Raw genomic sequence first — 13,327 nt, forward strand, 5'->3', positions numbered from 1 at the left:
TTGCTAATATAAGCGTTGTAACGACATAATTAAATAACTCGCTAAATAAGTCTAAATAAGGAATTTTCATGAGTGCCGGCATTAAATATGTAACTGACGCCTCTTTCGAACAAGACGTCCTCAAGTCCGATAAACCTGTTCTGCTCGACTTCTGGGCTGAGTGGTGCGGTCCTTGCAAAATGATTGGTCCGATCCTGGAAGAGCTCGCTGGCGAGTATGGCGACAAGATACAGATCGCAAAAATGAACGTAGATGAGAACCAAGGCGTTCCTGCCCAGTTCAATATTCGCGGCATTCCTACCCTAATCCTCTTCAAAAATGGCACCGTGGCTGCTCAAAAAGTAGGCGCTTTGGCCAAATCCCAGTTGACTGCATTTATTGATAGTCATCTGTAAATAGTCTCAGACCACAGGTTCACCAGCTGAGCCTGTGGCTTTTACCGCTTTAAACGCTTGTCACATGCATTTTTTGGTGTAGTATTACTCAAACGCACTAATCAGTGCTCCGATTTTCAGCAATTTACCTCCCCCTTCTTTTAGCAAATTCCCAAATTCTGTTTTTCCACTTCTGCGTGATCTAAATCAGCGCAGCGATACTCCAAAACAAATTCCCAAATTCAAATTCATCAACACCCGAGAACCACATGCAATTAACTGAACTCAAAGTCCTCCACGTATCCGCTCTGCTTGAAATGGCAGCTAGCTTGGAGATTGAAAACACACAACGGATGCGCAAACAAGAATTAATGTTTGCCATTCTGAAAAAACGTGCGAAGGCTGGCGAAACCGTTTTCGGTGACGGCACTTTGGAAGTACTGCCTGATGGCTTTGGTTTCTTGCGCTCTCCTGAAGCCTCTTACATGGCTTCTCCTGACGATATTTATATCTCCCCTGCGCAGATTCGTCGCTTTAACTTGCACACTGGTGATAGCGTTGAAGGTGAAGTACGTACACCTAAAGATGGTGAGCGTTACTTTGCTTTGGTAAAGGTAGACAAGATCAACGGTTTGGCTCCAGAAGCCCTCAAGAACCGCATCATGTTCGAGAACTTAACCCCATTGCACCCAAATCGCGTGATCAGCTTAGAGCGTGATATCAAAGCCGAAGAGAACCTCACTGGCCGCATCATCGACATGATCTCCCCGATTGGTTACGGCCAACGTGGCTTGATTGTGGCCTCACCAAAATCCGGTAAGACTGTGATGATGCAGCACATTGCTCACGCGATTGCTGCCAATAATCCTGAAGCGATTTTGATTGTGTTGCTCGTTGACGAGCGTCCTGAAGAGGTAACTGAGATGCAACGCTCTGTTCGCGGTGAAGTCGTTGCCTCTACCTTTGATGAGCCAGCAGTACGTCACGTTCAAGTTGCCGAGATGGTGATTGAAAAAGCCAAGCGCTTAGTTGAAATGGGTAAGGATGTGATCATCTTGCTTGATTCAATTACTCGTCTTGCACGCGCATACAACACTGTTGTTCCTTCATCAGGCAAAGTACTCTCTGGTGGTGTGGATGCCAATGCATTACAACGTCCAAAACGTTTCTTTGGTGCCGCCCGTAATATTGAAGAAGGTGGCTCATTGACGATCATCGCAACTGCTCTGATTGAAACTGGTAGCCGTATGGATGACCTCATCTACGAGGAGTTCAAGGGCACTGGCAATATGGAAGTTCACCTTGAGCGTCGTTTGGCTGAGCGTCGTGTTTACCCATCGATTAACCTCAATAAGTCTGGCACCCGCCGCGAGGAGCTCTTGGTTAAAGCTGAGAACCTCCAGAAGATCTGGGTATTGCGTAAATTGCTGGCCGATATGGACGATATCGAGGCGATGAACTTCATCGTGGATAAGCTCAAATCGACCAAAAATAATGGTGAATTCTTCGACTTAATGCGTCGCGGAGGCTAATTTAGGGGTCTAGAGGGCTGTTTCAGCCCTTTTTGGACACCTAAACAGCGCTTTGTTGTTGATTTCATGGCATAATTTCGCCTTTACCGCTTTTAAAACCTGGGAAAGTATTTCAGCCAATTTGGCTCAAACGGCTCCCCGCTCATAGGACTCAACATGAAACCTGGCATTCACCCCGAATATCGTGAAATCGTCTTTGTAGACGTTTCCAATAACTTCAGCTTCAAGACTCGCTCCACTATGTCTACTAGAGAGACAATCAAGTGGGAAGATGGCAATGAATATCCATTAGCCAAGATCGAGACTTCATCTGAATCACACCCTTTCTACACTGGTACCCAGAAAATTATGGATACCGCTGGTCGTGTTGAGAAATTCCGTCAGAAATTCGGTACTAAAGCTGTTGCTAAAGCTACCGGTGATGGCGCTGCTAAAACAGCTGAGAAAAAAGCTGCCGCTGCAGAAGCTAAAGCTGCTGAAAAGCCAGCTAAGAAGAAGGCTTAAACCACTTCTATTCGCGGGGTATGTTAAATACCTGCTCTGCGAGATAATTAAGGCAGCGTTTGCTGCCTTTTTTATTTTGGACTTCACCCATGGTCAAACTTACTGCCGCTGCCACTAAATCTATTCCGCGCATTATTATTTTTGCGCTGACCTTAGTTTATGGTTTCGCTGGCCTCTTCTTTCGGGACCCCTGGAAGAATGAAGATGCCATTGGGTTTGGTGGCATGTGGACATTATTTCGCGGTAACTCCTTAGACTGGATGGTTCCCCACTTAGCTGGACGCGATATCTCTCTTGGTGCACCCTTGCCTTATTGGATGGGCGCCACCCTCATTGAGTGGTTTGGTCCATTTATTGGCGCCGCTAATGCTGCACGCTTATACGCCGCCATCTGCTTCTTCTCTGCTGCACTAGCAATTTGGTATGCCACCTATTTATTAGGTCGTCGTCGTGAAGTGCAGCCGATGGCATTAGCGGTTGGTGGTCAGCCTGATTTAAAGAGCTACGGCATGACCTTAGCTGATGGTGCGCTGCTCATTTTCTTGGCATGCGTAGGTCTAGCGCAACGCGCCCATGAAACAACACCAATGATGGCGCAGCTCATGGGTATTAGCATCGTGCTATATGGCACAGTGCGCGGCTTAGATAAACCTTGGCAAGGTGGTTTTTGGACTGGCCTTGGTATTGCCATCGTCGCCCTATCAAGCAATCTCACACTCAGCTTAATCATTGTTACCTCCACCATCATTGCAGTCATTGCTAGCAATGCGAAGTTACGCTTTCGTTGGACGCTGACTAGCACCGTTTTAGGTTTAATCGGTTTTGCGATTTGGCCGCTGATTTGGTATCTAGCCGATCTGCCAGCGCAATGGCGTCATATCGCTGAAGAAGGCTGGCGCAATGTACCGGAAATGCGCGCTACTCCATCAATTGAATCACTCGGTTTCTTGAGTGTGAACTTCTGGGCTTACGCGTGGCCCGTCTGGCCGCTCGCAATCATCTCCCTTGCGCACTGGGGTCGCATTAAAGAATCGGGCGCATGGCGCGCACCCCATCTTTGCATTCCTTTGAGTTTATTCATCGGCAGCTTAATTTATGTTTTGTTCCGCCTAGAAGCAAATGAACATGACTTAATGATTTTGATTCCAAGCCTTTCGATTATTGCCGCATTTAGCCTGCCTGTTCTTAAGCGAAGCGTCATTAGCTTTATTGATTGGTTTGCAATGTTTAGCTTTACGCTGATCGCGCTAGCTATTTGGATTATTTGGCTCGCAAAAGTAACTGGCTACCCAGAATCTACGGCCGCCAATATTGCACGCCTACTACCTGGATTTACTGGTCAATTTAATGTTTTGGCCTTTATCGTGGCTCTTGCTACTACGGGTGTATGGCTGGCAGTAGTTCGCTGGAGAACTTCTCGGGCCCCGAAAGAAATCTGGCGCTGCCTCATCATCTCAGCATCAGGGACTACTTTGATGTGGGTACTGCTGATGTCTTTATGGCTGCCAACTATTAACTACGCTAAAACCTATCGTCAGGTTTCTGCGCGATTGGCGCAAGTAATCCCCGCTGGCGGTAGCTGCATAGACACGACCAATCTAGGTCCTGCACAGCTCGCCTCTTTTGAATACTTCTCCAAGCTCAATTTGCGAGATGACTCCAATTGCCCATGGATGCTAACCCACAGCCAATCCGAAGCAAAGGCATATGCAGAGCTGAATAATAAAAAGCTCACACTGCTCTGGGAAGATCGTCGCGCTGCTGACCGCGATGAACGCCTGCGTCTCTACGAAGTTATCCCGGAATAATTCGTGCTGCACTTTAAACTATCGCGCCTTCGCGAGGACATCCCCTCTTTACTAAAACTAGCCGGACCTTTATTAGTGGGGCAGCTTGCTGTGATTGCATTTGGCGTGCTCGATACTGCGATGACGGCACGTTATTCAGCCGATGATTTAGCGGCGCTGGCAATGGCATCAGCCATCTTTATCAGCATTTACGTAGGCCTCACCGGAGTGATCTCGGCGTTAGCACCAATTGCAGGACAACTCTTTGGCGCTAAACGTTTTGGAGAAATCGGCGAAGAAGTGCGGCAAGCGGCTTGGCTTGCTTTAGGTCTCACTATTTTGGGCTGCTTCATTTTGCTCAATGCAGATCACTTGCTAGCTATTTCCCGAGTCAATGATGTTATTGAAGGTAAAGCAAAGTTATATCTCAATATCCTAGCAATTGGCTTACCAGCCAGCATGGCTATGCGCGTATTGATGGCCCTACACAATGCAGTTTCACGCCCCACCGTCATCACTGTTGTACAAATTATTGGCCTAGGACTCAAGCTACCCTTAAACCTACTCTTTATTTATGGAGGCTTAGGCATAGAGGGCATGGGCGGACCAGGCTGCGCTGTAGCTACCGTCATCATTAACTGGTCTTGGCTACTCATGACTCTAGGCTTCGTTTTATTTGATCGCTTTTATAAACCATTTAAGATCTTTGCCCGCTTTAGCATGCCGGATTGGCATCGTATCTGGACATTATTAAAGCTCGGTGCACCTATTGGATTTAGTTACTTGATTGAAGTAACCTCTTTCACGTTTATGTCGCTTTTTATTGCCCGCCTTGGAACTACGGCATTAGCGGGACATCAAATCGTAGCCAACATGGGAACCGTCATCTACATGGTGCCGCTATCCCTCTCAATTGCGACTATGACTTTAGTATCGCAATCTATTGGTGCCAACAAGCCCGAGCGTGCCGAAGAGATCGGTTGGTCATCTGTCTTTTTTACCACCACGCTGTGCATCACTATTGGTATCGCAGTTTGGATTTTCAGAATACAGCTATTGGATTTATACGATCCACCAGCAGAGGTAAAGGCGTTCTCTATCCCCCTCTTCTTATTTATAGCCTTCTATCAAGTATTTGATGCCCTTCAAGTTACCGCGGCATTTATTCTGCGGGCCTATCGCATTGCTTTTTTACCGATGGTGATTTATGCAGGCTCACTCTGGGGCGTAGGCCTTGGTGGCGGCTACCTCATGGGCTTTAATATATTTGGCAATACACCGGCATTCCTACAGGGCGCCAATGGCTTTTGGGCTGGCAACAGCTTAAGTCTAGGCTTAGCTGCGTGCTTTTTGCTCTATCTCTTTAGAAGAACGGCGGAGCGCTATGAGAAGACGCATCCGCCGGTACAGGTTTAAGGCAAACTACTTTGAGTCCCTTACTTATAGACCTTCAAAGTGGAGGCATCGTCATTTAAACGGGTTTTGAGGTTACGCAACTGCCCTGCCGAACCAGGATTGTTAGTAATAAAGTTTTGATCAGCCAAATGCTTGCGTACATCCTCAGCCAAATCCAATGAAGCCAACTTCATTAACTTTGCATTACTTGGTTTATATCCAGTGTCTCTGCCATCGATTTGGACGTCCTTACCTTCACCAGAAGCTACAAATGACGCAACGATTTGCGTTGTCTTGGTGTCGACGATATTAAAGTCCACCGTTACCTCAAGCGTCATCTGTTGCGAGGTAGATTTGGTTCCAGGAATATCAGATACGTTATCCGTGCTAGAGACTTCCGCCAACACACCGTATAAAACATAGTCTGCATCACCGAAATCGCCAGCTTTGATCCGTTTAACAATATCAAAGTACTCATCGCCTTGATTAGGGGCGGCTACGGCAGCCTTGGCTTGAACCACTTTATAGCCAGACTTAATCAACAGGCCACGAATGGGGTTGGCCAAGTAACGCAATTCTCCATACTCATTATTGGCCTGATATCCCGACTTCTTCATACTTTGAGTATTGGCGCTTGAAGAGCTGTTACTTGGAGCTGCCGTATCCGTTACAGGCGCTGCGGCTACACCTGGACTAGTAGCTGTAGGATCGGCCAAATTAGTGAACTTCACTGGGAACGCAGATGAATTTGCCCCGCCAGCAATAGCAGATGCATTGGCTTTATCCGCATCCACCTCAATAGTCTTGGGCGCAATCGCAGAAGAAATATTGCTATCTGTTGTCGTCCTAGTTTCTTCGACAAACGTTAAATTTTTTCCTTCTTTCTTAAAGTAGATATCAGTGACTGCAATTGACTTGGAATCGGCCTTTAGGGCCTCAGCACTGATTACGGGATTTTTGGGTGGGTCTGCTGGAACTTGGCCAATATACGCAGATTCGACGAGAGCAGGCGGCTTGCTAGCACAGCCAGCCAAAAAAACTACGCTCATACCCGCACAAGCTAATAATATTTTATTCATGTGTTGCTCAATTCTTTATGGTGTTGAGTTGCGTATTAGCGTGTAGCAGTCTTACGAATCTCTTTTTCATCAGCCCACTCGAGCAAACCGGATTCGTTGTTAATGAGGTTGAGATTAAATACGTAATAAACGTCTTTCACATCCTTGGTGTTTTTGACAATAGAAGCAATCGATCCTTCGATGCGGTATTGAGCGCCCTGCATATTGCCCGTCTTGGCAATCGTGCTGTTCTTATATAAACCTGACTGATTTTGACGCTTGAGCTCTTCAGTCTGATTTTGCATTTCAGAAACACTCACTGCGAATCGCACTTGACCGCTCTTCATTAACTGCGTGCGGATCTTATCGGTAATTACACGCGTATCGATATATTCAGAAGTCTTATTCTTCACATCTGCAAGCGTCACAATAGGCGCATCTTTACTTCCAGAGATAGCCTTAGACTGGAGCAGTGATCTTGTCATTGCCTCGGCAATCATCTGTAGATCAGTTGATCCATAGTTTGCATTAACGGTCTCTACCGCCTTCGCATCGCCGTAACGAACCTGCGGTCCTGAGCATGCAGCAAGCGCTGCTACTGATAATGCAATAGCAGATAAGCGAATAGTTTTAGTGTTCATGATCATCCTTAATAAGCCTAAATCTTTTTAATATTAAATAGTTAATTGATTTTTATTTGTATTGATTTAATTCAAAACGAAAGTCAGTAGCATCTGGCGTTGGGGCGATTCCCATGATAACGGTCGACTGCCCCTTACCTACTGTTACAGGCTTCCACGGCTCCTCATCTGTTACCGCCATGCCGTTTTTACCAATCCACTTAAATCGATAAGACACGAGATTGGATTTGCTGTCATTCTGTATGGTTACCTGCGCTGTCAATACGCCATTGCGCATCAAACTACGCATATCAGTAATTTGAATGCTATCCGTATCACCCATGCGTACCGTCATGTCCTTCATGGATGGCGTTGAGCTACATGCGACAAGAGCAAGTGCCGTCATCAGGATTGCGAGGTATTTTTTCATCTGGGTCTTTCCTAATTAAAAAGCTGCTGAAAGCTATTCAACAGATTGGGTGGCTCGTAAGGCTTCACCCCTTCCATATTACCGCTAGCGGGGATAGTGTTGGGGGTGGAATTGGGGGTCGGGTTTGAGATAGGCGCCGCAGGTACGGGGGTTGCCTGTGTCGCTACTGGGGTGGTTATTACCGCTGCTGAAGCAGGCTCTTCGGGCTGCGGATCCTGAAAGCCTCCCCATAGTTTCTTAAAGCCTGCAAATGCACCCTCAGATGGTTTAGATTCAACGAGAGCGGGTTGTGGGCTTACTGGCGAGATGGCGGCTGGAGATGCGACTATTGGAGTGCTAACAACCGGATCTTTGGGAGGAAGTGCAGTAGGATCATTCGAGGTCAGTACAGTTGCCCTATTTCTAAACATGCGGATATAAACCACGTTGTACCCGCCTACTAAATTAACCGTTTGAGATGCGGTTACGCCCGATGGCAAAGTGTATTTCAGAACAGTTGGTCCAATCGGCAAACCCATTCTGGCCATGTATGTTTGCGCGGGCAAAGTTGACCAATGACGCACATCAGTCACATTGATTGCTTGTAAGCTATATCCCGTAATCATTCCTGCAATCGCGCCAATTAGAGCAGCGCTACCATTATTCTGATTGTTTTGGTTATTCTGGCTCCGCTTGTTCGCCGCTTGCTGGGCGGCTCGATCCGCTGCATATTGCGCGGCTAGAGAGACTAAGGCTCTAGAGGATGCTCTTAAAACATAGGCTGGCATCTCATCACGCAAGTTCTTGCGAGCCATAGCATCAATATTGGCAACCAACTCTGGATTAGCCACCTTATCGCCTAACTGAACCATGGTTGGCCTGAAACGCTCAGTAGATTTTTCGATGACCGGAAAGGTTAAGGTCACCAACTTTGGGTTACCGCCCAGATTAAAAGACTGGCTGATTTGATAAGGAATAATTTTGGGCATGTAACCTGTATCAACAATAATCAAGGTATCAGCAAACGCTTTTTTGCCTTGATTGGCAATATTGGAGTCTAACTTAGCAATACTGGTTTTAAAGAAGTTGACTTGTGGTCGCAACTCAATTGCCAAGCGATAACCTGGCGCAGCTAGACTTGCCTCTCCTTGTGACTCGTGAATAAAACCAGACAGGTAATACGCTGCAGGATTCTGATACGAGTTCTTAAGGCTACGGGTTTCCTCGTCATCCAATAGATTGATTGGGTAACCGCTAATACTTTCAATACGACTAGATGCACCTTGAGTATTGGGATTATTTTGCTGCTCCTGCTCTACCTTGGAGACTGCGGCCACCCTACTCTGTATCAACTCCTCAATAACCTTTTCACGCTGCGCCATCTTTTTGGCTTCCACCATGGCATCATTCCAGTGTCCTTGAGAGATGTGGTTTAAAGCGATGGTTTGGCTTAATAGACTCACTTCATAAGGTTTAGGGTCATACTCACTACTGAAACCTTCAGACAAAACGTAACCACTTGCTCCTGAAAAAGAGCGTCTGAGTTTGTCGCTGGTAGTCACCTCCCAACGACTGACTAATTGATCTGCAGCTAATAGGTTTTGGGTGCTATTGGGAATCTGAGCGGGACCTTGCAGTCTTTGTACCTCGCCCAGCTCCATGTAATACAGGGTATTTTTATCCTTGAAGGCGCCCTGAATGGCCGCCGTCGTATTTTGCAGATCACCATTTTTAAACTGCTCTTTGGACTCATTCATCTTGATTTGCTGAGTCTGCGTAGCGCAACCGACCAACAAACAGACAGTCAAAGTCACGCCGAACTTAGAAATGTCTAATGCTGAAAATTTAGGCAAATTGAGGGGTTTATGAAAAAGAGGAAAAAATGAAGACCACATACCTTTAACGCTTAAAAATAGGCTTGGGTTGACAAGAAAATAGGGGTTTATTACTCTAATTTTGCACCTGATTGCTGTACTACCTTGCCCCATTTGCTTGCCTCGGAGGCAATCAACTTAGAAAGGTCTTTTGGGCTACCTGGAGCGGGGTCCAGGCCACCAGCCAAGAGCTTGGATTTGACATTGGGATTGCTCAAAGTTTGGCGCACCATTTGATTTAAGCGTTTTTGGATATCAGGCGGAAGGTTTGCTGGTGCCATCAATGAAAACCAAGATACAGCCTCAAAACCGGCCAAACCTTGCTCAGCTAGAGTGGGAATCTCAGGGGCGGCATGTGAGCGCTTCAGTGTAGTCACTCCCAAGGCCTGAACCTCTCCAGCCTTAATCAAGGCTAAGGAAGAGGAAAGATTGTCAAAAAGCATAGAAATGCGACCACTGAGTAAGTCAGGTAAAGATTGCGCTCGTCCCTTATAAGGAATGTGACGGATTTGAACACCTGCTATTTGTTTAAACAATTCACCTGACATGTGCAAAGAAGTGCCAACGCCTGATGAACCAAAAGTCAATTGGTCTGGCTTGGCTTTTGCTAGCTCAATTAACTCATGAAGATTGTTAACACCCAGTTTCTTATTGACTATCAATACATTTGGTGTACTTGCTAAAAAACTAATAGGTGTGAAATCTTTCACAGGATCAAATGAGATCTTTTCATACAGTGCGCCATTAATCGCATGAATACCCACCGTACCAATTAATAAGGTATAGCCATCTGGATCACTCTTAGCAACGAGATCAGCGCCAATATTACCGCCATAGCCTGGGCGATTCTCAACTAGCACTGGTACGCCTAAAGTTTGCTGCCAACTTTCTGCTAAAACGCGCGCTAATATATCTGGAGCACCGCCTGGCGTGAAGGTTACGATGATGCGAATGGGTTGTTTTGGCCAGGTAGCATTTTTCTGGGAAGTACTTTGCGCAAGAACAGTAAAGCCCATGGTCAACAACACAGAAGCAAGGAGAAAGCTCTTCAGAACTTTAGAAAATTGCATGCTCAAAAATGCAAAACTAGATCAGGCGGTCTATATTAGAAACCAAAGCGAGAGCGTAGCCACAACCAGCCCTCATACTTCACTGGGTCATCAGCGCAGGGGCCGATACCGCACTCCAAGAGTGTAGATACGAGATTGCCCAAAACCAAGAGAATGAAAGCAATCACAAGTGCATTAGCAAACCATGAGCGTGAGCGGACCTCACGATTAGGTAGCATTAAGAGAATTGCTAAGCCCATTAACAAACCGGTATACCCAACATAAGCCCAAGTATAAAAATGCAACTCTAAAAATGTTTTTCCAAATCCTTTGTCGCCCGGCAGAATATGCAAGAAGACCTGACGAAGAGAAACCATCATTCCAACCAGGCCCCCAATAATGCCCCATCCGTAGTGAGATGAATAAGCGCCAGAACGAAGATTCAGAACCAAAGCAAAACCAATAACCACAAATCCAACGCGCTGCATTAAACACAAAGGACAAGGCAGCTCACCAAAGTAGAGTTGATCTACAAAGGCATATGACAGCATGCCTACAACGGCTAGCAATGCAAGCTGATTACCAAGCGCGGCTAGAGAGGGTAGAGAATGTTTACTCACAATCAATTACAGACTGATGTTGAGATGGTCAGTTGCATGAAAACGGAACCAAACCAGAAGAATGGCAACGGTAATCGCCAAAACTGTCAAACCTGCAAGACGCTTCTCAAACCAGACTAAGACAAGTCCGATAAAAGCTGTCAGGAAAGGTAGAAACATATACATAAGGGAATTCTAGCGCAGGACTCTTAGAGTAGGGGTAATTCCATAAATTCAGGGCTTTGGGAAAGGGCTTTTGTTTAGAATGGGCTCATGACTACCAGCCCCTCCCCTCCCTGCTTAGATCTACAGATTGATGGGAATATGGCACGGGTTGTTTTTAATCACCCCGCCGCTCGTAATGCCCTCACTTGGCCAATGTATGAAGAGCTCAAAAGGATTTGCGACTCCTTAGCTAATAATCCTGAAATTCGAGTGGTCATCTTGCGAGGGGCAGGAGATAAAGCATTTGTTTCTGGAAGTGATATTCAGCAATTTGTTGATCTCAAAGAGAATGAAGCATATGAAGTTGCTGTTGATCATATTTTCTCCTCACTGCAACAACTGCCGATGCCGACTATTGCCATGATTGAAGGTTTAGCAGTCGGCAGCGGTTTATTGATGGCAACTTTCTGCGACTTTCGGATCTCGACGCCGGATGCGCGTTTCGGTATACCAGTAGCCAAGACCTTAGGAAATTGTTTATCGCCAAGCAATTTGTCTTGGCTTGCAGCTCACCTAGGAGCTCCAACAGTGAAGAAGATGCTTCTGACTGCGGAACTCATTAAGGCGCCGGAATTATTAGCCTCAGGCTACCTCTATCAAACGGCAGAGCCTGCAGAAATCGAATCTGTTACCAATGCGCTCGCTCAAAAATTAGCGACCCTTGCTCCCATCACACAAAAAGCCAGCAAGCTGACATTGGCACGCTTACTCCAAAGCAATCTTCCAGACTGCACAGATCTGATGCGAGAAACCTATAACAGCAAGGACTTTAGAGGGGGTGTGAACGCTTTCTTAGAAGGTCGTTCGCCTCAGTGGAATGGGGAATAAGTAAGGCTGCTGGACTAGCTTTTAGAGTTTAAAAACTCCACCACGATTTTCAGAAACTGATCGGGTACCTCAACGTGAGGTACGTGTCCCACATTTTCAACCGGTACTAGCTTTGCATTCGGAATAGCTGCTTGCGCTTTCTTACCTAACTCTGGAAAGTTGCCCAAGGACTTCACCGCCTCTGGTGGGGCAAAGCGTCGACCAAATACTGTACGGTCTTTTTGGCCAATCACCAATAACACCGGCATCTTTAATTGTGGCAAATCATTGACCACTGGTTTTTCAGCAATCATTTGGTAAGTCAGCACTGAAGTCTTTGCATAGGCCGGATAGTCTGGACCTTTTTGCACGCGCACATAGACCTCTACAAACTTTTCATAAGCAGGCTGCCAGTTTGGAAAATAACTTTGCAGAAAGCGGCGATAACTCGCTTCCGTCTGAGCCATTTCTAGCTTGAGCAAATCGTCATTCTGTTGCGGAGGGATGTCTTTACTGTAATCCTCAAGTCCTAAAGGGTTCTCCAGCACTAGCTTTTGGACGGCTTGTGGATATAAGCGCGCAAAACGAATACCTACCATGCCGCCCATGGAGTTCGCTATGACTGAAACCTGCTTAATATTGAGGGACTTCAGTAAGTCTTGCGTATTGGCAGCTAAATCATCAAAGTGGTATGCCACATCTGGCTTAGAAGACTTTCCGAAGCCAATCTGATCAGGAGCAATCACACGATAGCCGGCCTTTGAAAGGCCCGCAATAGTGAAGGACCAATAATCACTAGAGAAATTCTTGCCATGAAATAACACCACCACGCCCTTTTGCTTGCCTAAGGCCGCAACATCCATATACATCATGCTTGCAGCCTGTCCCTGTAAAGAAGTTTTAAACTCTTTGAGTGGATAAGGGTAAGGCCATTTGCTGATTCGCAAATCTAAAGGAGCTGCATCAGCATAAAGACTGGCAGGTGGAGTTGATGAGATCTTCTCAGTATTAGCACATGAAACCAAAAAAACCGATGCAGCTAACGTTGCACCAATCAGCAATACTTTCTTGAGAAAACTTGTCATCAATCCGAC

The 13,327-nt window shown here is 46.2% G+C and carries 14 protein-coding genes; 6 read left to right on the forward strand and 8 right to left on the reverse strand.

Annotated features, from left to right (window positions below; genetic code table 11):
* The first annotated feature begins 68 nt into the window (after positions 1-68).
* From trxA to ICN40_RS03190, 5 genes are all read left to right on the forward strand, one after another.
* The gene (gene trxA, locus ICN40_RS03170) at positions 69-395 is read left to right on the forward strand and encodes a thioredoxin TrxA (protein WP_062309025.1); all 327 of its coding nucleotides are present in this window, start codon (positions 69-71) and stop codon (positions 393-395) included.
* A 248-nt stretch (positions 396-643) separates the two neighbouring features.
* Positions 644-1,906, forward strand: coding sequence for a transcription termination factor Rho (gene rho / locus ICN40_RS03175; protein WP_011903147.1), 1,263 nt, complete (start codon positions 644-646; stop codon positions 1,904-1,906).
* Positions 1,907-2,062: 156 nt separating this feature from the next.
* Positions 2,063-2,410, forward strand: coding sequence for a type B 50S ribosomal protein L31 (locus ICN40_RS03180; RefSeq protein ID WP_072582141.1), 348 nt, complete (start codon positions 2,063-2,065; stop codon positions 2,408-2,410).
* 89 nt (positions 2,411-2,499) lie between these two features.
* Entirely contained in the window at positions 2,500-4,218 is a 1,719-nt protein-coding gene (locus ICN40_RS03185) for a glycosyltransferase family 39 protein (protein WP_072582140.1), read from the forward strand.
* Between the two features lie 3 nt (positions 4,219-4,221).
* Positions 4,222-5,613, forward strand: a complete 1,392-nt coding sequence (locus ICN40_RS03190) for an MATE family efflux transporter (RefSeq protein ID WP_216121909.1) — start codon at positions 4,222-4,224, stop codon at positions 5,611-5,613.
* Between the two features lie 20 nt (positions 5,614-5,633).
* Here the strand turns inward: ICN40_RS03190 and ICN40_RS03195 are convergent, their stop codons facing one another.
* The 7 genes from ICN40_RS03195 to ICN40_RS03225 form a co-directional block, all read right to left on the reverse strand.
* The gene (locus ICN40_RS03195; protein ID WP_216242149.1) at positions 5,634-6,671 is read right to left on the reverse strand and encodes a hypothetical protein; all 1,038 of its coding nucleotides are present in this window, start codon (positions 6,669-6,671) and stop codon (positions 5,634-5,636) included.
* Positions 6,672-6,706: 35 nt separating this feature from the next.
* The gene (lpoB, locus tag ICN40_RS03200) at positions 6,707-7,297 is read right to left on the reverse strand and encodes a penicillin-binding protein activator LpoB (RefSeq protein WP_072582137.1); all 591 of its coding nucleotides are present in this window, start codon (positions 7,295-7,297) and stop codon (positions 6,707-6,709) included.
* A gap of 46 nt (positions 7,298-7,343) precedes the next feature.
* On the reverse strand, positions 7,344-7,700 hold the full coding sequence (locus tag ICN40_RS03205; RefSeq protein ID WP_215359777.1) for a YcfL family protein: 357 nt from the start codon (positions 7,698-7,700) through the stop codon (positions 7,344-7,346).
* 11 nt (positions 7,701-7,711) lie between these two features.
* Complete coding sequence (locus ICN40_RS03210; RefSeq protein WP_255561112.1) at positions 7,712-9,532, reverse strand: COG3014 family protein; 1,821 nt, start codon at positions 9,530-9,532, stop codon at positions 7,712-7,714.
* Between the two features lie 92 nt (positions 9,533-9,624).
* Positions 9,625-10,623, reverse strand: coding sequence for a tripartite tricarboxylate transporter substrate binding protein (locus ICN40_RS03215; RefSeq protein WP_216242150.1), 999 nt, complete (start codon positions 10,621-10,623; stop codon positions 9,625-9,627).
* 35 nt (positions 10,624-10,658) lie between these two features.
* Complete coding sequence (locus ICN40_RS03220) at positions 10,659-11,222, reverse strand: disulfide bond formation protein B (protein WP_216242152.1); 564 nt, start codon at positions 11,220-11,222, stop codon at positions 10,659-10,661.
* Between the two features lie 6 nt (positions 11,223-11,228).
* Complete coding sequence (locus ICN40_RS03225) at positions 11,229-11,387, reverse strand: DUF5993 family protein (protein ID WP_158009030.1); 159 nt, start codon at positions 11,385-11,387, stop codon at positions 11,229-11,231.
* Between the two features lie 87 nt (positions 11,388-11,474).
* On the opposite strand from ICN40_RS03225, the gene ICN40_RS03230 reads away from it, so the two are divergent.
* Entirely contained in the window at positions 11,475-12,254 is a 780-nt protein-coding gene (locus tag ICN40_RS03230; RefSeq protein ID WP_216242154.1) for an enoyl-CoA hydratase/isomerase family protein, read from the forward strand.
* A gap of 14 nt (positions 12,255-12,268) precedes the next feature.
* On the opposite strand, the gene ICN40_RS03235 is transcribed toward ICN40_RS03230, so the two are convergent.
* Positions 12,269-13,318: an alpha/beta fold hydrolase gene (locus ICN40_RS03235; protein WP_216242156.1), complete on the reverse strand. Its 1,050-nt coding sequence runs from the start codon at positions 13,316-13,318 to the stop codon at positions 12,269-12,271.
* Positions 13,319-13,327: the final 9 nt, after the last annotated feature.

Source organism: Polynucleobacter sp. Fuers-14 (assembly GCF_018882045.1).
GTDB lineage: Bacteria > Pseudomonadota > Gammaproteobacteria > Burkholderiales > Burkholderiaceae > Polynucleobacter.

Excerpts from the sequence above, each read along its gene's own strand:
- trxA (WP_062309025.1), top strand. The coding sequence starts at position 69 with ATGAGTGCCGGCATTAAATATGTAACTGACGCCTCTTTCGAACAAGAC.
- rho (WP_011903147.1), top strand. The coding sequence starts at position 644 with ATGCAATTAACTGAACTCAAAGTCCTCCACGTATCCGCTCTGCTTGAA.
- ICN40_RS03180 (WP_072582141.1), top strand. The coding sequence starts at position 2,063 with ATGAAACCTGGCATTCACCCCGAATATCGTGAAATCGTCTTTGTAGAC.
- ICN40_RS03185 (WP_072582140.1), top strand. The coding sequence starts at position 2,500 with ATGGTCAAACTTACTGCCGCTGCCACTAAATCTATTCCGCGCATTATT.
- ICN40_RS03195 (WP_216242149.1), bottom strand. The coding sequence starts at position 6,671 with ATGAATAAAATATTATTAGCTTGTGCGGGTATGAGCGTAGTTTTTTTG.
- lpoB (WP_072582137.1), bottom strand. The coding sequence starts at position 7,297 with ATGATCATGAACACTAAAACTATTCGCTTATCTGCTATTGCATTATCA.
- ICN40_RS03205 (WP_215359777.1), bottom strand. The coding sequence starts at position 7,700 with ATGAAAAAATACCTCGCAATCCTGATGACGGCACTTGCTCTTGTCGCA.
- ICN40_RS03215 (WP_216242150.1), bottom strand. The coding sequence starts at position 10,623 with ATGCAATTTTCTAAAGTTCTGAAGAGCTTTCTCCTTGCTTCTGTGTTG.
- ICN40_RS03225 (WP_158009030.1), bottom strand. The coding sequence starts at position 11,387 with ATGTATATGTTTCTACCTTTCCTGACAGCTTTTATCGGACTTGTCTTA.
- ICN40_RS03230 (WP_216242154.1), top strand. The coding sequence starts at position 11,475 with ATGACTACCAGCCCCTCCCCTCCCTGCTTAGATCTACAGATTGATGGG.
- ICN40_RS03235 (WP_216242156.1), bottom strand. The coding sequence starts at position 13,318 with ATGACAAGTTTTCTCAAGAAAGTATTGCTGATTGGTGCAACGTTAGCT.